This is a genomic window from Streptomyces populi (assembly GCF_002911015.1).
GTDB lineage: Bacteria > Actinomycetota > Actinomycetes > Streptomycetales > Streptomycetaceae > Streptomyces > Streptomyces populi.
In genome coordinates, this window is sequence record NZ_KZ626862.1 from 25,520 (window position 1) to 45,836 (window position 20,317).

The 20,317-nt window shown below is 69.4% G+C and carries 18 protein-coding genes and 2 pseudogenes; 8 read left to right on the forward strand and 12 right to left on the reverse strand.

The genetic code is table 11. The features are described 5' to 3' along the window. Window positions 1-13 precede the first annotated feature (13 nt). The 8 genes from CW362_RS14390 (at window position 14) to CW362_RS14425 (ending at window position 7,107) form a co-directional block, all read left to right on the forward strand. The gene (locus CW362_RS14390; protein WP_103549833.1) at window positions 14-1,144 is read left to right on the forward strand and encodes an FAD-dependent oxidoreductase; all 1,131 of its coding nucleotides are present in this window, start codon (window positions 14-16) and stop codon (window positions 1,142-1,144) included. Further along, window positions 1,141-2,145 carry an amidohydrolase family protein gene (locus tag CW362_RS14395; RefSeq protein ID WP_162684073.1) on the forward strand — a complete coding sequence of 335 codons (1,005 nt, stop codon included), beginning with the start codon at window positions 1,141-1,143 and terminating at the stop codon, window positions 2,143-2,145. The genes CW362_RS14390 and CW362_RS14395 overlap by 4 nt, the downstream gene beginning before the upstream one ends. A 12-nt stretch (window positions 2,146-2,157) precedes the next feature. After that, window positions 2,158-3,096, forward strand: coding sequence for a VOC family protein (locus CW362_RS14400; protein WP_103549835.1), 939 nt, complete (start codon window positions 2,158-2,160; stop codon window positions 3,094-3,096). An 84-nt stretch (window positions 3,097-3,180) separates the two neighbouring features. Continuing rightward, window positions 3,181-4,158 carry a fumarylacetoacetate hydrolase family protein gene (locus CW362_RS14405; protein WP_103549836.1) on the forward strand — a complete coding sequence of 326 codons (978 nt, stop codon included), beginning with the start codon at window positions 3,181-3,183 and terminating at the stop codon, window positions 4,156-4,158. After that, a complete protein-coding gene (locus CW362_RS14410; RefSeq protein ID WP_103549837.1) occupies window positions 4,155-4,910 on the forward strand; it encodes an SDR family NAD(P)-dependent oxidoreductase in 756 nt (251 codons plus the stop codon). The genes CW362_RS14405 and CW362_RS14410 overlap by 4 nt, the downstream gene beginning before the upstream one ends. Next, entirely contained in the window at window positions 4,907-5,686 is a 780-nt protein-coding gene (locus CW362_RS14415) for an SDR family NAD(P)-dependent oxidoreductase (RefSeq protein ID WP_103549838.1), read from the forward strand. Before CW362_RS14410 ends, CW362_RS14415 begins: the two co-directional genes overlap by 4 nt. Before the next feature lie 15 nt (window positions 5,687-5,701). Beyond that, window positions 5,702-6,457 carry a CoA transferase subunit A gene (locus tag CW362_RS14420; protein WP_103549839.1) on the forward strand — a complete coding sequence of 252 codons (756 nt, stop codon included), beginning with the start codon at window positions 5,702-5,704 and terminating at the stop codon, window positions 6,455-6,457. Then, window positions 6,457-7,107 carry a CoA transferase subunit B gene (locus CW362_RS14425; RefSeq protein ID WP_103549840.1) on the forward strand — a complete coding sequence of 217 codons (651 nt, stop codon included), beginning with the start codon at window positions 6,457-6,459 and terminating at the stop codon, window positions 7,105-7,107. Before CW362_RS14420 ends, CW362_RS14425 begins: the two co-directional genes overlap by 1 nt. Window positions 7,108-7,333: 226 nt before the next feature. On the opposite strand, the gene CW362_RS14430 is transcribed toward CW362_RS14425, so the two are convergent. The 12 genes and pseudogenes from CW362_RS14430 to CW362_RS14485 form a co-directional block, all read right to left on the reverse strand. Beyond that, complete coding sequence (locus tag CW362_RS14430) at window positions 7,334-8,050, reverse strand: LutC/YkgG family protein (protein ID WP_103549841.1); 717 nt, start codon at window positions 8,048-8,050, stop codon at window positions 7,334-7,336. Further along, window positions 8,047-9,471 (reverse strand): LutB/LldF family L-lactate oxidation iron-sulfur protein, encoded by a 1,425-nt coding sequence (locus CW362_RS14435; protein ID WP_103549842.1) that lies wholly within the window; start codon window positions 9,469-9,471, stop codon window positions 8,047-8,049. The genes CW362_RS14430 and CW362_RS14435 overlap by 4 nt, the downstream gene beginning before the upstream one ends. Further along, window positions 9,468-10,223 carry a (Fe-S)-binding protein gene (locus tag CW362_RS14440; RefSeq protein WP_103549893.1) on the reverse strand — a complete coding sequence of 252 codons (756 nt, stop codon included), beginning with the start codon at window positions 10,221-10,223 and terminating at the stop codon, window positions 9,468-9,470. Before CW362_RS14440 ends, CW362_RS14435 begins: the two co-directional genes overlap by 4 nt. Then, window positions 10,223-11,722, reverse strand: a complete 1,500-nt coding sequence (locus CW362_RS14445) for a rhamnulokinase (protein ID WP_103549843.1) — start codon at window positions 11,720-11,722, stop codon at window positions 10,223-10,225. The genes CW362_RS14440 and CW362_RS14445 overlap by 1 nt, the downstream gene beginning before the upstream one ends. Before the next feature lie 198 nt (window positions 11,723-11,920). Beyond that, on the reverse strand, window positions 11,921-13,963 hold the full coding sequence (locus CW362_RS14450) for a bifunctional aldolase/short-chain dehydrogenase (protein ID WP_103549844.1): 2,043 nt from the start codon (window positions 13,961-13,963) through the stop codon (window positions 11,921-11,923). Window positions 13,964-14,021: 58 nt separating this feature from the next. Then, a complete protein-coding gene (gene rhaI, locus CW362_RS14455) occupies window positions 14,022-15,188 on the reverse strand; it encodes an L-rhamnose isomerase (protein ID WP_103549845.1) in 1,167 nt (388 codons plus the stop codon). A 359-nt stretch (window positions 15,189-15,547) separates the two neighbouring features. After that, window positions 15,548-15,747, reverse strand: a pseudogene (locus CW362_RS44450) (hypothetical protein); the annotation flags it as partial. Window positions 15,748-15,849: 102 nt separating this feature from the next. Next, window positions 15,850-16,332, reverse strand: a complete 483-nt coding sequence (locus tag CW362_RS14465) for a hypothetical protein (protein WP_103549846.1) — start codon at window positions 16,330-16,332, stop codon at window positions 15,850-15,852. 30 nt (window positions 16,333-16,362) lie between these two features. Next, window positions 16,363-17,232: pseudogene (locus CW362_RS14470) on the reverse strand (SPDY domain-containing protein). Window positions 17,233-17,260: 28 nt separating this feature from the next. Beyond that, window positions 17,261-17,881, reverse strand: a complete 621-nt coding sequence (locus tag CW362_RS14475) for an HAD family hydrolase (RefSeq protein ID WP_103549847.1) — start codon at window positions 17,879-17,881, stop codon at window positions 17,261-17,263. Beyond that, on the reverse strand, window positions 17,878-19,023 hold the full coding sequence (locus CW362_RS14480; RefSeq protein ID WP_103549848.1) for an MFS transporter: 1,146 nt from the start codon (window positions 19,021-19,023) through the stop codon (window positions 17,878-17,880). Before CW362_RS14480 ends, CW362_RS14475 begins: the two co-directional genes overlap by 4 nt. Next, window positions 19,020-20,246: an ATP-grasp domain-containing protein gene (locus CW362_RS14485; RefSeq protein ID WP_103549894.1), complete on the reverse strand. Its 1,227-nt coding sequence runs from the start codon at window positions 20,244-20,246 to the stop codon at window positions 19,020-19,022. The genes CW362_RS14480 and CW362_RS14485 overlap by 4 nt, the downstream gene beginning before the upstream one ends. Window positions 20,247-20,317: the final 71 nt, after the last annotated feature.

A 20,317-nucleotide genomic window follows, 5' to 3' on the forward strand; every position in this document is an offset into this window, starting at 1 on the left:
AACGGAGTTCTCCATGAACACAGCCCGCACGGTCCTGGTGATCGGTGGCGGCGCCGCCGGAAACGCCATGACCATCCTGCTGCGCCGGGCCGGTCTCGCCGTCGACCTCATCGAGGCGAAGGACGACTGGAACGCCACCGCCGGTTCAGGTATCACCCTGCAGGGCAACGCCCTGCGGGTCCTGCGCGAACTGGGCGTGTGGAAGGAGGTCAGTGCTTCCGGCTTCGGTTTCGGATCCGTCGGCATCACCGCCCCCGACGGCACGGTCCTGCACGTCGCCGAGGACCTTCGCACCGGAGGCGACGACCTGCCCGCCACCGTCGGCATGCAGCGCCCCCAACTGCAACGCATCCTGATCGACGCCGTCCGCGCCAGCGACGCGTCGGTGCGCCTCGGCACCCGGGTCGAGCACCTGGAACAGGACGACACCGGCGTGAGCGTGCGCTTCACCGACGGCACCGAGGGCCACTACGACCTGGTGGTCGCCGCCGACGGCATGGGTTCCACCACCCGCGCCGCCATCGGCATCACGGCGAAGCCGGAACCCACCGGCATGGCCATCTGGCGCGTCGCGGTCCCCCGGCCGGCCGATGTGACCCGCACGGATCTCGCCTACGGCGGTCCCGCCTACATCGCCGGCTACTGCCCGACGAGCGACACCACTATGTACGCCTACGTGGTCGAGGCCAACCGCGACCGGGCATCGATCCCCCCGGAGTCCTACGCCGACGAGATGCGCAGCCTCACCGCAGCCTACGGAGGATTCTGGCCGGAGATCACCGAGCACATCACCGATCCCACGAAGGTCAACTACACCTGGTTCGACCAGATGCTGGTCGAGGGTTCCTGGCACCGGGGCCGCGTGGTCCTCGTCGGCGACGCCGCCCACTGCTGCCCGCCCACCCTCGCCCAGGGCGCCGCCCTGTCACTGGAGGACGCCTGGGTGCTCGCGCATCTGCTCATCAGCGCCGAACACTGGGACGACGCGCTCTTCCAGGCGTACTACGACCGGCGGATCGCCCGCGTCCGTCCGGTGGTCGAGGCGTCCGTGCAGATCGGACAGTGGCAGCTCGACGGCGTACGCGACGCGGACGTGCCCGGCCTGATGGGCCGCACGATGACGATGCTCAGGGAGCTGCCGTGACCTCGCCGACCGTCGACGTCCACGCGCACGTGCTGCTGCCCGAAGTCGACTCACTCCTCGACGGCCTGCCCGGACTCACGGCCGCGAGAGCCCTGGATGCGCGGCGCAACGGCCCCGCAGCCCTCGCAATCAGCGGCCCCATGGTGCGCGACCGCATACCCCAGCTCACCGACCCGGCCGCACGACTGGCCGCGATGGACGCGCAGGGCGTGGACGTCCAGCTCGTCAGCCCCTCCCCCTCGCACTACCACTACTGGACGGACGAGGAGACAGCCGAAAAGCTGTACCGGCTGGCCAACGAGGCGACAGCCAAACACTGTTCAGCCGCTCCGCACCGGCTGCGCGGCCTCGGGCTCGCGCCGCTCCAGCACCCGGACCACACGGTGCGCGCACTGGATCACGCACTGGAACAGGGTCTGGCCGGAGTGGAGATCTCCAGCCACGCCCCGGGCCGGGAACTGTCCGACCCGGCCTACGAACCGTTCTGGTCGCGAGCGCAGGAGACGGGCGCCGTCATCTTCCTGCACCCCTTCGGATGCACCCTGGACGAGCGTCTGGACCAGTGGTACCTGTCCAACACCGTGGGACAGCCCACCGAGAACGCCGTGGCACTGTCGCACCTGATCTTCTCGGGAGTGCTCGACCGCCACCCGGAGCTGAAAGTGATCGCCGCCCACGGCGGCGGCTACCTGCCCACCCACATCGGCCGCTCCGACCATGCCTGGTCCGCCCGCCCCGACGCCGCCGCCGGCTGCGCCCATCCGCCCAGCAGCTATCTGAAGCGCCTGTACTTCGACTCGCTCGTGCACGACCCGTCCGTCCTACGCGAGCTGATCCGGACCGCCGGCCCCGACCGCGTCCTGCTCGGCTCCGACTTCCCCTTCGACATGGGCACGAAGGACCCTGTCGGCGCGCTGCGCGCCGCACGTCTCCCCGAGGCCGACTTCGAGGCCATCCGGGGCGGCACCGCCTCCGCCCTGCTCAACCTGACCCAGTCCTGAGGAGGAACGCTCATGAGCGCACGACTGCTCACCCATCTGCGGCACGTCGACCTGGCCGTGCCCGACTACGACAAGCAGCTCGACTTCTACGCGGGCGTCTGGGGCCTGACCAAGGTCGCCGAGGACTCCGGGATCTCCTTCCTCGCCGCAGAGGGCTCCCCGGAACAGTACGTCGTCAGGCTGCGCAAAGCCGAGGAGAAGCGCCTCGACCTCGTCTCCTACGGCGCCGCCACACCCGCCGACGTCGACACCCTGGCCGAACAGCTCCTCTCCGGCGGCGTGCAGCTGATCACGCAGCCCGGCCAGGTGGACACCCCCGGCGGCGGTTACGGCTTCCGCTTCTTCGACGTGGACGGCCGCACCATCGAGGTCTCGGCCGACGTCGCGGTGCGACAGCACCGCAAGATCGAGGAGAAGGAGTCGATCCCGGTCAAGCTGTCCCACGTCGTGCTCAACTCCCCGGATCTGGAACGAACGAGGCAGTGGTACGAGCAGCACCTCGGCTTCCGGCTCTCCGATTCACTCAGCTCGCCGCACATGGGCGAGGTCATGCACTTCATGCGGATCTCCAACCAGCACCACTCGATGGCGCTGGCGAAGGGCCCCCACGCTTCCCTGCACCACGTGTCGTTCGAGATGCGCGGCATCGACGAGTACATGCGCGGCTCCGGTCGTGTGATCCGCGCCGGTTTCCAGAAGATCTGGGGCCCCGGCCGTCACATGGCCGGTGACAACACCTTCACGTACTTCCTCGACCCGCACGGCAACACCGTCGAGTACACCACCGAGCTGGAATGCCTGGACGAGGACACCTGGCACCCGCACGTCTACGACTTCTCCCAGCCCGAGGTCACCGACCAGTGGGGCACCGCCAATCCGATGAACGAGCTCGTCGCCAAGGAGTCCTTCAACGACCCCGACCGCGGCTGCTTCGTCGCCCCGCCGGTCTGATCCCCTTCCGAACTCCCGGGGCGCGGCCGTGTCACCTGCCCTGACACACGACGCCGCGCCCCGGGCCCCAGCCAGGAGCTGCTCATGCGCTTCGCCGCCTACGAACACCAGCACCGGCCCCGCGTCGCCGTCGTCGACGACGACGACGACGGCGTCCTGTATCCCGTCCCCGGCGTCCGATCGCTGACCGAGGTCATCCGCGCCGGAGACGGCCTCCCGGCACTCCTCGAACTCGGTGCCACCACCCTCGACGTCCCACCAGGCCCGCACGTCTCCGAAGTGCGCCTGCTGCCGCCGCTCCGGCCCGCCTCCGTACGGGACTTCGTCACCTTCGAGGAGCACGTCGAGGGCGTTCGCCGTTCCGTGGAGGGCACCGGCGGGGTGCCCGAGCAGTGGTACGCCGCGCCCACCTTCTACTTCACCAACCCGCACGCGATCTACGCGACCGGCGACGACATCCCGATGCCGCCGGGTTCCACCGTCCTGGACTTCGAGCTGGAGGTCGCCGCCGTCATCGGCCGCGAGGGCCGCGACCTGACTCCCGACCGGGCGCGCGAGCACATCATCGGCTACACGGTCTTCAACGACTGGTCCGCACGGGACCTGCAGTCCGCCGAGATGAAGGTGGGACTGGGCCCGTGCAAGGGCAAGGACACCGCCACCACCCTCGGCCCGTACCTGGTCACCGCCGATGAACTCGAACCGTACCGGGACGAGGACGGCTTCCTGAGACTGGCGCTCACCGCCGAGGTCAACGGCGAGGTCGTCGGCCGGGATCTGCTGTCCAACATGAGCTGGACGTTCGAGGAGATGGCCGCCTACGCCTCCCGCGGCACCCGGGTCGTCCCGGGCGACGTGCTCGGCTCCGGCACCTGCGGCAACGGCGGCTGCCTCGCCGAACTGTGGGGCGTACGCGGGGAGCAGACCCCGCCGCCGCTCAAGCCCGGCGACACCGTCACGCTCACCGTCGAGGGCATCGGCACCGTGACCAACACCGTCGCCCCCGGCACCGAGCCCATAGCCCTCCCCGCCGGCCGGCGCCGCTCACGGGAGAGGCCGTGAACGACCTGCACCCCAAGAGGCTGCTCGGCAAGGTCATCGTGGTCACCGGAGCCGCCCGCGGCCAGGGCGCCGCCGAGGCCGAGGCGCTGGTGCGGGAGGGAGCCCGCGTCATCGCCACCGACGTCGCACCCGCCGAAGGCTGTCGCCGCCTCGACGTCACCAGCGAGAAGGACTGGGCCGAACTGGCCACCGAACTCCAGGAGACGTACAGGCAGGTGCACGGCCTGGTGAACAACGCCGGCATTACCTGGCGCGCCCGCATCGGTGACGTGCGCCCAGACGACCTGGCACGGGTCCACGCGGTCAACGTGGCCGGACCGCTGCTCGGCATCCAGCACCTCGCCCCGCTGATGCCGCCCGGTGCGTCCATCGTGAACGTCGGCTCCTCGGCGGCCCTCACCGCTCACTACCCGGTCGCCTACACGACCAGCAAATGGGCGCTGCGCGGTCTGTCGAAGACCGCGGCCACGGAACTCGGCCCGCGCGGCATCCGCGTCAACACGATCCACCCCGGCTACATCGAGACCGAGATGACCGCCTCCGCCGCGCCGGCCTTCCGCGACGCCAACGTCCGTGAGACCCCGCTCGGACGCACGGGCACCGTCGCCGAGGTGGCCCCGCTGGTCGTCTTCCTCCTGTCGGACGAATCCTCTTTCATCACCGGCGCGGAGATCGCCGTGGACGGCGGCCTGACCGCGCACGGCGGCGTGAAGTCCGTGTCGGACGCGCTCCTCGGGGAGACCGGCGCATGAAGCGGCTCGACGGCAAGGTTGCCCTCATCTCCGGGACCGCCCGCGGCCAGGGCCGGGCCGCAGCACTGCGTTTCGCGGCCGAGGGCGCGCTCGTCGTGGGCGGCGACCTCCTGCACGAGCAGGCCATCGAGACGCAGCACCTCATCGCCCGCGAAGGCGGAACCGCGCTGACCCCCGGCCCCCTGGACGTCACCGACGAGCAGTCCGTGTCCTCCTGGGTCGAGGAAGCCGTGGACGCCTTCGGCGGCATCGACATCGTCTACGCCAACGCGGGCGCCGTCCGCTTCGGACCGGTCGACAGCCGGCCCTACCAGGACTTCGCCTTCACCATGCGGGCCGAACTGGACTCGGTGTGGCTGACCGTCCGCTCCGCCTGGCCGCATCTGCGGCGCAGCCACGGCTGCATTCTCACCGTCGGCTCCACCGCGGGACTCACCGGCTCACTCACCAACCGGCGAACCGCGCACTCCGCCTCCAAGGGTGCCGTCATCGCGCTGACCCGCCAACTCGCCGCCGAAGGCGCCCCGCACGGCATCCGCGCCAACTGCATCAGCCCCGGCCTGATCGACACCGCCGGCTCCCGCACCAACCTCCTCTCCGACGACCACCCGATGCGCGCCATCGCCCGTCACATTCCGCTCGGCCGGGTCGGAGGTCCCGACGACGTCGTCAACGCCGCCGTCTTCCTCGCCTCCGACGAAGCCGCCTACATCACGGGGGCCAACCTCGTCGTCGACGGCGGCTGGTCCGCCGTCCTGCCCGGCACGAGCCCCTGAAAGGACGCTCTCCACATGAACAAGGTCAGGGCGAGCGCCGCGGAAGCGGTCGCCGACATTCCCGACGGCGCCTCGCTGGCCGTCGGCGGCTTCGGCCTCAGTGGCGTGCCCGAAACCCTCATCCGCGCCCTGTACGCACACGGCGCCGACGGCCTGCAGGTCGTCTCGAACAACTGCGGCGTCGACGGCCGCGGCCTCGGCGTGCTCCTCGCCGCGCACCGCATCAGCCGGGTCACCGGCTCCTACGTCGGCGAGAACAAGGAGTTCGCCCGGCAGTACCTCTCCGGAGAACTCGAGGTCGAACTGGTGCCCCAGGGCACGCTGGCCGAACGCCTGCGGGCCGGCGGCGCCGGTATTCCGGCCTTCTACACCCCGGCAGGCGTCGGCACGCAGGTCGCCCGGGGCGGACTGCCCTGGCGGCACGGTCCCGACGGCTCGGTCGCCGTGGCCTCCCCGCCCAAGGAGACCCGCGACTTCGGAGGCCGCACGCACGTCCTGGAGCGCGGCATCACCGCCGACTTCGCCCTCGTACGCGCCTGGCGCGGCGACCGCCACGGCAACCTGGTCTTCCGGAAGGCCGCCGCCAACTTCAACCCCCTAGCAGCCATGGCCGGCCGCATCACCATCGCCGAGGTGGAGGAACTCGCCGAGCCAGGGGAACTGCGCCCCGACGAGATCCACCTGCCCGGCATCTACGTCCAGCGGATCGTGGCGCTCACCGCCGACGAAGCCTCCGACAAGAAGATCGAGAAGAGGACGGTACGTTCCTGATGGCCTGGACCCGCGACCAGATGGCCGCCCGCGCCGCCGCCGAGCTCACCGACGGCTCCTACGTCAACCTGGGCATCGGCCTGCCGACGCTGATCCCCGGACACCTGCCCACCGGCGTGCACGTCGTACTGCACTCCGAGAACGGCATCCTCGGCACGGGCCCCTACCCCACCGAGACAGAGGTCGACCCCGACCTCATCAACGCGGGCAAGGAGACCGTCACCGTCCTGCCGGGCGCGTCCTTCTTCGACTCGGCCCTGTCCTTCGGCATGATCCGCGGCGGCCACATCGACACGGCCGTCCTGGGTGCCATGCAGGTCTCAGAACGGGGTGACCTCGCCAACTGGATGATCCCCGGCAAAATGGTCAAGGGCATGGGCGGAGCCATGGACCTCGTCCACGGCGCCTGGCGGGTCATCGTCCTCATGAAACACACCGCCAAGGACGGCAGCCCCAAGCTCCTCAAGGAGTGCACCCTCCCGCTCACGGGCGAACAATGCGTGCACCGCATCATCACCGACCTCGGTGTCCTCGACATCACCCCGGAAGGCTTCGCCCTCGTCGAAACCGCCCCCGGCGTCACGGTCGAAGACATAGCCGGCTGCACGAACGCGCCGCTCCGCCTGGACGCCACCACCGCTGTCTGCTGAGCTCTATACGGGAACACCGATCGGCGGGGCACCGCTGGAATCTGTTTCCTGCCTACAGACCAGATGCCGCATCCAGGAGATGGCATCGACTTCGTACGGGAAGATCGCAGCAGGGCGAAGGCCAGCCCGCCCGAGCTGTTGTGCGCGTGCGGACGCCGAAAAGCTGTCGCGTACACCGCAGCCGATGAGTTCGTGCTACAACGCCAAGACCAGAAGGCGGCCTCTCCTATTCGTCGGTGACCAGGACCACGTGCAGAGTGCGAGGACCGTGCACCCCCTCGACACGGTCGAGTTCGATGTCGCTGGTTGCTGACGGGCCGGAGATCCAGGTTTGCGGTCGTGTCGGATCGAGGTGCGGCAGTGATTGCGGTACAGAAGCGACAACCTGGTCCGCAGCTCTGACAACGCAGATATGAATGTCGGGTACGAGTGTCAGAGCGCGACGTCCCTGTCCCGGACCGGCGTCGAGAACAATCGTTCCGGTCTCGGCGATTGCCACCGCGCATCCGGTGACGACCGCATCTGTAGTGTCGAGCTCGTACGGCGTCAGCGGTTCACCCGCCGGCCGGTCTGAGCCCGACGGGGCCAGCGATGAGACACCGTCGCCCTCCAGTCCGGCGGTCACGTCGTGACGCTGTTGGATCTTCGCTCCCGAAAGCCAGGCGGCGGGCAGCCCCGCAGGTACCGCGACCGACGCCGCGTCGTGCTGTTCCAGCAGCCGGGCAATGACGGTGGGCAGTTCGCTCTCCGCGGTTCGGTGCACGATCGCCCTGTAGTCGGCCAGGTTTTCGTGCAGGAGATCGAGGATCGCCGCCGGATCATCGGGGGTGTGCGACGCGAAGTAGTCCCGCGAGGGCAGCGGCGCCGCAGGGCCGTCGGCGAGCGCCGTGCGGACCCGCGCCAGGATCTGAGCGCGCGAGGAGGACGTCGTGGACGATGTCATGTGCGGTTCTTCTTCCACCAGTCGCGAAACGGTTCGGCCGGCATCTCGGGCAGGTCCCTGCTGTTCGTCCACTGGCTCGCGCCCGGACCAGGTATCTTCCGCGGGTGCAGCTTGCGGGTCTTGGCGGCGACACGCTCGCCCACCGCGAGGACGGCGGGGTTGTCCAGGACCCAGGTGGCCGCCTTGATGGCGACCTTCTCCAGGCGGTGCCCCTTGCCGCCTTGGTCTGCGACCTGTTCGCGCAGGTGGACGAGGACTTCGGGGATGTCGATGGCCACCGGGCAGACGTCGTAGCAGGCTCCGCAGAGCGAGGACGCGTACGGCAGCGACGCATCGACCTCGCTCTGGGTTCCCCGTAGTTGTGGGGTGAGGATCGCGCCGATGGGACCGGGATAGACGGATCCGTAGGCGTGCCCGCCGGCCCGTTCGTAGACGGGGCAGACGTTCAGGCAGGCCGAGCAGCGGATGCAGCGCAGGGCCTGCCGGCCGACCTCGTCGGCCAGGGTGGCGGTGCGGCCGTTGTCGAGCAGCACGAGGTGGAAGGTCTTTGGGCCGTCCGCTTCGGTCGTGCCCGTCCACATGGACGTGTACGGGTTCATCCGCTCGGCCGTCGAGGAGCGTGGCAGGGTCTGCAGGAACACCTCCAGGTCCTGCCAGGTCGGTACGACCTTCTCGATGCCGACGACCGAGATCAGGGTCTCGGGCAGGGTCAGGCACATACGGCCGTTGCCCTCGGACTCGACCACGACGAGCGTTCCGGTCTCGGCGACCATGAAGTTCGCCCCCGAGATGCCGACCTTCGCCCGCAGGAACTTCTCCCGCAGGTGAAGCCGCGCGGCTTCGGCGAGCTCGGCCGGGCTGTCGGTGAGGTTGTCCGGTGCCGGGCGTCCCCAAGCGCTCATCTCGGAGCGGAAGATGTCACGGATCTCCTCGCGGTTGCGGTGGATCGCGGGAACGAGGATGTGCGAGGGCCGGTCTTTGCCCAACTGCACGATCAGCTCGGCCAGATCGGTCTCGTAGGCGGCGATGCCCTCGGCCTCCAGCGCCTCGTTGAGCCCGATCTCCTGCGTGGCCATCGACTTGACCTTGACGACCTCGCTCTCACCGGTCGCCTTCACCAGATCGGCGACGATCCGGTTCGCCTCATCGGCGTCGGCCGCCCAGTGCACCGTCCCGCCCGCCGCGGTGACCGACTCCTCCAACTGGACGAGATAGTGGTCCAGCCGGCTCAGCGTGTGGTCCTTGATCTGCTTCCCGGCCTCGCGGAGCTGATCCCAGTCGTCGAGCTCCGCCACCGCCACCGCACGCTTGTCGCGGATGGTGTGCGTGGCGTGCCGCAAATTCCGGCGCAGCGTGACGTTCTGCACCGCCTCGTGGGCGGCCTTCGGGAAGGCCGGCATACCGACGAACGTGCCGCTCATGCCGCAGGCTCCTCTTCCGTGCTCGCGAGAATCTCGGCGATGTGCAGCGCCCGCTGCGGGGCGTCCTGGCGGTGCAGGATGCCGCCGATGTGCATCAGGCAGGAGTTGTCGGCACCGCACAGCACCTCGGCGCCGGTGGACAGGGCGTTGCGGACCTTGTCGTTACCCATCGCCGTCGACACGTCGGCGTTCTTCACCGCGAACGTGCCACCGAACCCGCAGCACTCCTCCGCTCCGGGCAGTTCCACCAACTCCAGCCCCTTCACGGCCTCAAGCAGTCGGCGTGGCCGATCGCCCAGCCCCAGCATCCGTAGGCCGTGGCAGGAGGGGTGGTAGGTGACCGTGTGCGGGAAGTACGCCCCGACATCGGTGACACCGAGCACGTCTACCACGAACTCCGTCAGTTCGTACGTCCGGGGGACGAGCGACGTCGCGGCGTCCTTCAGTCTGGTGCCGCGTCCTTCGGCGCGGGCCTTGTCCCCGATGCGGGGGTAGTTGTCGCGGACCATCGCGACACAGGACCCGGAGGGGGTGACCACATAGTCGTAGCCCTCGAAGGCCCTGGTCATGCGTTCAACCAGCGGCTCGGTCTCCCTGCGGTAGCCGGTGTTGAACTGCGGCTGCCCGCAGCACGTCTGCGCCGCGGGGAAGTCCACGGTGACGCCCAGGCGTTCCAGCAGCTTCACGGTCGCGATGGCCGTGGACGGATAGACCGCGTCGTTGACACAGGTTGCGAACAGAGCGACGCGCATCACGAAGTCCTCGAGGCGGAAGCGATCCGGGCGGCGGCCGCGTCCCACGCGGCACCGTCCCCCCGGGGGGTGTAGTGCCGTAGGTGCTGGGTGGAGGCGATGAGCTTGCGCATCGCGGCGAGGTCACCCACCAGGCCGGCGGCCCGGGCCTGAACGAGAATGTTGCCCAGGGCAGTCGCCTCGGTGGGGCCGGCGATGACGGGCAGCCCGGTTGCGTCGGCCGTCAGTTGGCACAGCAGGTCGTTGCGCGACCCCCCACCGACCAGGTGGACGTGGGTGACATCGCAGTCGGCCAGCTCAGCGGCCTGGCGCAGAGCGCGCCGGTGGGCCAGGGCCAGACTCTCCAGAATGCAGCGGACCACCGCGCCCTGGCTTCCCGGAACCCGCTGCCCGGTCCTGGCGCAGTAGTCCCGGATACGGGCCGGCATGTCGCCGGGGGCGAGGAACTCCGGCGCGTCCGGGTCGACAACCGAGTCGAAGGCCTTGGCCCGGGCTGCATCGGCCAGAAGAGCCGGGATGTGCGTGGGCAGTCCCTGCCGCTCCCATGTGCGCCGACATTCCTCCAGCAGCCACATGCCCATGATGTTGCGCAGATAGCGGATCGTGCCGTCGATGCCACGCTCGTTGGTGAAGTTGGCGGCCCTCGACTCCTCGCTCAAGACCGGAGCCTCCAGCTCCAGACCGGCCAGCGACCAGGTACCGCACGAAATGTAGGCGAAGCAGGGCTCCGTTGCTGGCACAGCCACCACCGCGGATGCTGTGTCGTGCGAGGCGACCGTCGTCACCGAAGTCTTCGGGTCAAGCCCGGTGTACGCGGCGACATGGGGGAGCAATGTGCCCGCCGGGTCACCAGGAGCGCGCAGCGCGGGAAGCAGCTCCGGGTCGATGTCGAGCCGGTCCAGCAGGTCCTTCGACCACGTGCCCGTGCGGGCATCGAGCAGGCCGGTGGTCGAGGCGTTGGTCTCCTCGGCGCCGACCGAGCCGGTCAGCCAGTGGACCAGCAGATCGGGCATGAGCAGCAGACGCCGGGCAGCACCCAGCTGGACACTGCCCGCCGCAGCTGCCAGCTGGAAGACCGTGTTGAAGGGCAGGTGCTGCAGCCCCGTGATCGCGTACAGCTCCTCGCGGCCGACCTTGGCCCACACCCGCTCGGCCGCACCGTCGCTGCGCGTGTCGCGGTAGTGGAAGGGGTGCCCGAGCAGGGCGCCGTCCGCGTCCAGGAGCCCGTAGTCCACCGCCCAGGTGTCCACGCCGACGGACGCGACCCCGCCGGAGCGGGCTGCCTCGCGCAGCCCGTCGAGGATGCCCTGGAAGAGGGCCAGTACATCCCAGTGCAGTCCGCCGGGCAGCCGGACGGGTGTGTTGGGGAAGCGATGCGCCTCGGTGAGGTCGAGGTTGTCCGGGCCGACCCGGCCCAGGATCACGCGTCCGCTGGTGGCGCCGAGATCGACCGCGGCGAACGCGGAAGCGAAAGCGGAGGACGGTGGGGTGGTGGTCACGCGGGGGTACCTCCGCTGTGCATGTGACTCGTCGAACAGAAGAACGAGAACGCTTGGGAAAAGACGCGGGCCGGCGGCTTCCTGACAGTGCTGGGTCAGGCAACAGCTGCCATGGCGTACCGCCACCGGCCCGCAGAGGGTGCACCTGGGGCCGGAGGGTTGGTTCCACCGGCCCCAGGGCGATCGGAGGGGCGTCTGTCAGCGCAGGAACGCCGCTGCCACGCCCGCGTCGACCGGGATGTGCAGGCCGGTCGTGTGGGTCAGGTCGCCGCCGGTCAGGGCAAAGACAGCGTTCGCGACGTGCTCGGGCAGAACCTCACGCTTGAGGAGCGTGCGCTGGGCGTAGAACTCGCCGAGCTTCTCCTCCTCGATGCCGTAGGTGGCCGCACGCTGTGCCCCCCAGCCCGCGGCGAAGATGCCCGAGCCCCGCACGACACCGTCGGGGTTGACCCCGTTGACGCGGATGCCGTGCTCACCGAGCTCGGCTGCCAGCAGCCTCACCTGGTGGGCCTGGTCGGCCTTGGTGGCGGAGTAGGCGATGTTGTTCGGGCCGGCGAAGACCGCGTTCTTGGAGGCGATGTACACGATGTCGCCGCCGAGGCCCTGCTCAGCCATGATCCGCGCAGCTTCCCGGGAAACCAGGAACGAACCGCGGGCCATGATGTCGTGCTGCAGGTCCCAGTCACGGACCGTGGTCTCCAGCAGCGGCTTGGAGACGGAGATACCGGCGTTGTTCACGATCAGGTCCACGCCGCCGAAGGCGAGCAGGGCAGCACGGAACGCGTCGCCGATCTGCTTCTCCGAGGTCACGTCCACCGTCACCGGGACGGCCTTGTCGGGCCCGCCCAGCTCCTCGGCGACCGCTGCCGCGTTCTCCCCGTTCAGGTCGGCGACCACCACGCACGCGCCCTCGGCGACCAGCCGGTGGGCGATCGCCTTGCCGATGCCGCTGCCCGCGCCCGTCACCAGTGCCACACGCGTGGCGAGAGGCTTCGCTTTCGGCATCCGCCGCAGCTTGGCCTCCTCCAGCTCCCAGTACTCGATGCGGAACTTCTCCGACTCCTCGATCGGGGAGTACGCGGAGACCGCCTCGGCACCCCGCATCACGTTGATCGCGTTGACGTAGAACTCGCCCGCAACCCGCGCGGTCTGCTTGTCCTTGCCGAAGGAGAACATCCCCACACCCGGCACCAGGATGATCGCCGGGTCCGCACCGCGCATCGCGGGCGAGTCCGCGGTGGCGTGCCGCGCATAGTAGGCGGCGTACTCCTCACGGTAGGCGGCGTGCAGCTCCTTCAGCCTGGCCACCGCCTCACCGAGCTCCGCCGTGGCCGGCAGGTCCAGAACCAGCGGACGGACCTTCGTACGCAGGAAGTGATCCGGGCACGAGGTACCCAGAGCCGCCAGACGCGGGTGCTCAGCACGCGCCAGGAAGTCCAGCACCACATCGGAGTCGGTGAAGTGGCCGACCTGCGGCCGGTCCTGCGAAGCCAGCGCACGGATCACCGGCGCCAACGCGGCAGCCCGCTCACGACGCTGCTCCTCCGCCAGCGCCCCGAATCCCTCCAGTGGCGCACCGAACGGCTGCTCCTTGCCGCGGTCGGTGAGGAACTGCTCCGCCGTCCGGATCATCCACAGCGCGTTGGCCTCGCACTCCTGGGCCGAGGCACCCCAGGCGGTGATTCCGTGGCCGCCCAGGACGACGCCGACCGCTTGCGGGTTGGCCTCCTTGATCGCGGCGATGTCCAGACCCAGCTGGAAGCCCGGCCGCCGCCACGGCACCCAGGCCACCTTCTCGCCGTAGCACTCCTTCGTCAGCGCCTCACCATCTGCCGCGCAGGCCAGTGCGATTCCGGAGTCCGGATGCAGATGGTCCACGTGCGCGGCGTCCACCAGACCGTGCATGGCAGTGTCGATCGACGGCGCCGCACCGCCCTTGCCGTGAAGGCAATAGTCGAACGCGGCGACCATCTCGTCCTCGCGCTCCACGCCCGGATAGACGTCGACCAGGCCGCGCAGCCGATCCAGCCGCAGGACCGCGAGACCGTTCTCGGTCAGGGTTCCCAGGTCACCGCCCGAGCCCTTGACCCACATCAGCTCGACATCGCTGCCGGTCACCGGGTCGATGACGGAGCCCTTGGCGGAGGCGTTGCCGCCGGCGTAGTTGGTGTTGCGCGGGTCGGAACCCAGTCGGTGCGCCCGCTCCAGCAGAGCGGCGACTTCGGGGTGGGCGGAGGACATGAGCTTCTTCCTTCGGAGAATGAGGGGAATGGCAGAGGATCAGGAACGACGACGGGGCCTACGCGCCCCAACCGGCCTGCTCGCCACCGACACGCTCGGCGGTGATCCGCTCCTGCCAGCCAGAGCCGGCGTACGCGGCGACAGGGTCGGGAGCCAGGCCGGTCTCCTCCCGGATTTCGCGCAGCAGGGGACGGACGTCGGTGTTGTACGCGTCCATCAGCACCGCGTTCGCGGCCAGCACGTCACCGGACTGCTGCGCCTCGGCCAGAGCGTCGACGTCGACGAGGAGCGCCTTGGCGGTGGCCTCCTGGACGTTCATCACGGAGCGGATGACCGCAGGAATCTTCGCCTCGATGTTGTGGCACTGGTCGAGCATGAAGGCCACGTTCGTCTCCGGCGCCAGGCCACCGTTCTTGGCGACCTCGTGCATGATCCGGAACAACTGGAAGGGGTCCGCGGAGCCGACCATCAGGTCGTCGTCCGCATAGAAACGCGAGTTGAAGTCGAACCCGCCGAGCTTCCCCTCCCGCAGCAGGAACGCGACGATGAACTCGATGTTCGTACCCGGAGCGTGGTGCCCGGTGTCCACGACCACCTGCGCCTTGGAGCCCAGCTTGAGGCAGTGGGCGTAGGAGGTGCCCCAGTCCGGTACGTCCGTCGTGTAGAAGGCGGGCTCGAAGAACTTGTACTCCAGGAGCAGGCGCTGGTCGTCACCGAGCCGCGCGTACACCTCGGCAAGAGCCTCGGCCAGCCGGTCCTGGCGGTCGACGATGTCGTCCTGGCCGGGGTAGTTCGTGCCGTCCGCGAACCACAGCTTCAGATCCGAGGACCCGGTCGCGTCCATGATGTCCACGCACTCGAGGAGGTGGTCGACCGCCTTGCGGCGGACCTTCGCATCCGGGTGGCAGACACTGCCGAGCTTGTAGCTGTCGTCCTGGAACGTATTGGAGTTGATCGCGCCCAGCTCGAGGCCGCGGTCCTTGGCATAGGCCGCCAGCGCCGCGTAGTCCTCGACCCGGTCCCACGGAATGTGCAGGGACACCTTGGGGGCGACGCCGGTGAACGCGTGCACCTGCGCGGCGTCGTCCAGCTTCTCGAACGGCGTGCGCGGCACACCGCTCTGCGCGAACACCTTGAAGCGGGTGCCCGAGTTGCCGTACCCCCACGACGGCGTCTCGATCCGCTGGCCGGAGAGTGCGGCCTTCACGGCTGCGATGTCAGGCATGTCCACCTCAGGAAACACGGGGACAGCCCGATGGGTGGGCTGCCGAACTAGCGAAACGGTGAAACGATCTGAATCGATTCAACGCGTGAAGCTAATACTGCCGGGGGCGCGCCCGTCAAGGGGAGGTATGGCCGAGCTGAAGCAGGACTAGCAACCCTATGCCGCCAGCGCAAGCCATCATCTACGAATTGAAACCATTCAAATCTGCATTGATCCGTGATGACCTGCAGTCCACGAGTGCCCTCTGATGGCAAGCAGCCCCGTTACCCGTGGCAATCGCAGACCACGGTGCAGGTGGCGCCCGCTGGCCCCTGCCAGCGAGGGACACCACACAGTGCGACTGTCGTTGGTCGGGCCTGTCAAACGAGTGTTGTAACTGGGGGTAGTTGAGGGTTACTGACGGACTGCGGGGGGGGGCGGCCGTCGAAGGTAACGCCGAAGGCGCTCAGTGCCGTCTTCCAGCGCATGGTCCAGCGGGCCCGAGCTTGCCGGTGGGATCGAGCGACATGATCGCCATGTGGATGCACTTCAGGGTGGCCTGCTCGTTGGGGAAGGTCCTGCACGCTTTGGGCCGGGTCGAGATCCTCAAAAGGGTGGGTCATCATGGGCAGGGTTCCTGCTGGAAGAGTGCGGAACGCCGGGGCTGGCAGGGCGGCGCGGCTCAGCGGGCGCGGGCGCCGCTTCGGGTGATCGGCACGGCGGGAGTCGTGTGCACGGTCCGGCCTGCGGTGCGGCTGGTCGCGGTCCAGGCGCCGGGGAACCAGACGGTGGTGTACTGCTCGATGGCGTCGCGCAAGCGGGTGGTGACGGCCCCCTCCCATGGTGGCCGCCCGGGACGGTGGTACGTGTCGAAGGTGCCGTACTGCTTGGTGTTCGGCCGGGTGTTGGTCGCTTCGTCGCGCCTGTGAAAAGTGCCGTGATCCAGGAAACTGAGCGCCACCGCGTCGATCTCCCCGCGGTCCGGATGGACAACCGCCAAGCGCAGGCCGCCGTAGGTGTCCGCGTAGATGGTGCGGCTGAAGTCGATCCGCAGCCGCAGGGACGTGCCCGGGACCGGGGCGGCGTAGTAGGTGTTGCCCACGACGGTGCTGTCGCGGAAGGGAAGGCACAGCTCGGCGAAGAACTCCGGGGCCTGCAGGGACAAGAGGGGTCTCCGGGAGGGGTCGAGCTGGTCCTATCGGCGTGGACCGGGCAGAGCCGGTCGGCTGGTGGTGCTCCAGCGCGGGATGCTGGCCGCGGGGAGCGGGGCCAGGCGGCGAGATGCGACGGCCCGCTGTACATCGAGCGGGGTGGGAGTCTGCGGCCTGGACGGAAGGATCGGGGTGAGCTGGGCCATGCCCTCGATGTAGCTGAAGGTGTCCTCGCGCCATCGGGGCAGCGGAGCCGGGTCGGCGACGCACTCGGTGAGAGCGGCGAGCAGGGCGACGGGGGTATCGGTGCTGGCCGTGGCGTACCAGAGAGGCCGGTTGACGGACTTGCCCGCCCACAGCTGCCAGCGAGCGTCCCGCGTCGTCAGCTCGGCCTCCGGATCGATGTCGCCGGTGGTGAACTCCAGGCCGGCGAGGCCGTCCGGGGCTTGGACAGCGAAGACGCCCCAGCGCGGGCGTTCGATCTCCCAGCCCTGTTTCAGCAGAGGCACGACGGCGAGGAAGGGATCGTGCTCGTCAGTCCCGGTGACCGGCCGGGCGAGGTAGGCGTCCGGCCCCTGCTCGTACGCCGTGGCGAGAACAGTAGTGAACGCGGTCACGAACTCAGTGGGAACGCGGTCGTTGAAGCACACGCCCCAGGTCGGCGGTCCGAACGGATCGCGGTAGGCGTTGATGCGCCAGAGCCCGTCGTCCTCGCCTTCAGGGAGGTAGCCCAGGCGGACCTTGCGGTCGGGGGCGTTGACGTAGGCGTTGCCGAGGTCGTCGTTATGGAGGTCCTAGCCGAGGCCAATGAGTGGGGCGAGGGCTGGGTCGCCGATCCCGGTGGTGGAGGCGAGGTGGCGTGGAGAGACGAAGACGTCTCCGTCAATTACACGTGGTTCGTCGTGAGGGGTCACAGGTTCCTGAGCGGTGAAGACGGACGGGTCAGGCAGCGGGCCTCAGGGCTTCTTGGAGGGCGTCGCTGGAGCCGGTGTAGTGCAGTGTCCGCAGGCCCAGGCGGGCTGCGGCCTGGCAGTTGTCGGCGCGGTCGTCAACGAACAGGACGCGTCGTGGATCGCGAACTCCGGTGGCTCGCAGGGCGTAGTGGTAGGCGGCCGGGTCGGGCTTGCACACCTCAAGTTGGGCTGAGTACAGCGCCTGGGTCATCAGACGGCGCCAGTCGTGGGTATCGAGCACGGTACTGAGGTGGGCCGGTGCGTTGGACAGCAGCACCATCGGCAGTCCGGTGCCGTGGGCGAGGCGGAGCACGGACAGAACTCTCTCGTCGGTCGCGGTCCACATGACCGTGTCCGCGGCGAGGAGCTCGCGCAGCAGGCGGGATCCGGGGTGGGCGCCGAGGACGCGAGCCCAATACGCCAGGTCGCTGAGCTGGCCGGCGTCGTAGAGGTCGCGGGCGTTCCAGAAGGCTCGCTGGAAGCCTACGAGATCGTCTTCGGGCCAGGAGGCGGTGCGGGCCAGTCGGAGCCAGTGGGCGCGCGTGGGCTGCAGTCCGATGACGCCGTTGTAGTCGAGGATGACGGCGTCGAGGCTGGTGGGGCGGGTCAAGGGGTGGTGTTCTCCAGAGCGCGAGGGGTGAGGGCGGCGAGGGCGGTTGCGAGGAGGGCGGGCAGCAGCAGTGCTGTGGGCAGGGTGGTGACGCTGGCCAGGGCGCCGATGAGGGCGGGGCCAGCGAGCAGGCCGAGGTAGCCGGTGACGGAAACCGTGGCAACGGCCCTCGGTCCATGGTTTCCAGCGGCGGTGATCAGGGAGGGGACGGTGCCGGACAGACCGAGCCCGAAGAGCGCCCAGCCGGCCAGCGCCGCAGCCACGCTGTCGGCCAGGACACCAGTGGCCAGTCCGGCTGCGGCAAGCAGCGCGCCGGTGCGAACTACGGCAGGGGCGCCAAAGCGGGTCGTGAGCCGGTCGCCGGTCAGTCGGCCGATCGCCATGCCGGTGCTGTAGAGGGCGAAGGAACTCGCGGCGGCAGCCGTACCGGCGTGCAGCGTGTGTACGTGCACGGCGGCCCAGTCAGCTGCCACGCCCTCCCCCAGCAGACTGGCAGCCGCCAGCGCACCCAGCAGCCATACCTTCCCCGTCGCCCGGTCCTGATCGGCCCCTTGGGGGCTGGAGGTCTTGGGGTCGGCGCCGCTCAACATGAGGGTGCGCGGCCCGGCCACGAGCACGCTCGCCATCAGCGCGGCGCCGACCGTCAGGAACAGAGCGCTGTGGGTTGTGCCGGCGGTGACCACGGCCAGAGCTGCGCCGCCTAGCGCGCCGATCGAGTACGCGGCGTGCAGGGACGACATGATGGGCTTGCCGTAAGCGTTCTGGCAGCGGACCGCCCCCGTGTTGACTGCGACGTCCAGGACACCGTGCGCGGCGCCGAAGGCCAGCGCCGCTGCGAGCAGCGAGGCCAGCGTCTGGCATTGCCCCAGCAGGGCGAGGGCTGCTGACAGTGCGACAGCTCCGCCGATCAGGAGCGCAGAGAGCCGTTCGGGCCGGATGAGTCGGCCGCCGGCCTGCAGTCCGGCGACCATGCCGAGGGCGGCGGCAAGCAGGACGAGGGACAGGCTGCTGGTCGTGAGGTGGGCGGCATGCTGGACGGTCGGCATTCGGGCGCCCCAGACAGCCATCACCACGCCCAGACCGAGGAAGTAGCCGGTCAGCAAGACCCGGCTGCGCCGTAGGGAAACGTCGGGGCGGCTCATGCGGGGCGCCCACCGGCAACAGGCTCATCGACCGGGCGGGGCTCGACGTGGATCTGGATGCGTCGGGCAGCTTGCTCGGCGCGGGCCTGGGCGAGATCCGCGGTGGGCGCTGTGGTGATCAGGTAGCCGATCCGTGCGGTCCACATGTTGCCGCCGTCGGCCGGGAGAAGCAGTCGGTCGCCGACCTGGTGCTGGAAGTGCACGCGGTCCAGCCAGAGCGGGTTGACGCCCTCGAAGCCGAGACGGTGCAGAGTGCCGGAGGTGTCCGGGTAGAGCAGCTGGATCGCGGCGGCCGAGGACTTGGTCGGGGTGAGGTCGGGGGCCCGGCCGCAGGCGATGTCGGCGGCGGCGCGCGGCAGGTCGATGCCGGTGACGAATCGGACGAGGTGGCCGATCATGTCGCCAGCGATCCGGCCATTGACCTCGACCAGTCGCGGTCGGCCGTCGACCAGCCGCATCTCGACATGGCAGACGCTGTCGGTGATCCCCAGAGCCCGGATCGCGGCCCGTGCCACGGGAGTCACCACGTCGAGCAGAGGGTCGGTGGCGTCCACGCGGTGGGCCAGTTCCTCGAAGAAGGGCGGAGCGCTGACCGTCTTGCGGGTGAGCGCGACCACCGCGGTCTCGCCGCGGTAGGTGACGCACTCGACCGACACCTCGGGTCCGTCGAGATACTCCTCCACCAGCACGCTGGTGGACTCCCGCCCGAACCCGGCCGCCTGGTCGGCGAACGCGAAGGCGGCGGTGAGCTGTTCGGGAGTGTCGGCGCGGATCACTCCGATACTGGCCGCGTGCGCGGCTGGCTTCAGCACGAGCGGGTAGCCGATCTGCCGGGCCGCCGCCTCGGCCTCGGCCAGGGTGCGCACGCTCACCGAGGCAGCCGACGGTACCCCGTGCCGTGCGAACAGCGCACGGGACGTGGCCTTGTTGCGGCACGCCTGCATGGCTTCCGGGGTGGTGGTGGGCAGGCCGAGCTGGCGTGCGAGGCGGGCGACCGGGACGAGGTACCACTCGGTCCAGGTGAACACCCCGGCCAGGTCGTAGCGTTCGGCCAGAGTCCGGCCGGCGGCGGACAGCTCCGCCTGGTCGGTCGGATCGGACACGACCACGCAGTCCCGCAGGTACGGCACCTCCCACGAGGGCTCTTGGCTGGTGATCAGGACAACGTCATAGGCGGCGGCCACGGACTGGAGGCAGTAACCGCGGTACGCCTCGGCCTCCATGTCGGCTGCGGCAACGACCAGGACGACAGGACGGTCGGACAAGAGCAAGCTCCTTGGAACGGAGGGTGGAA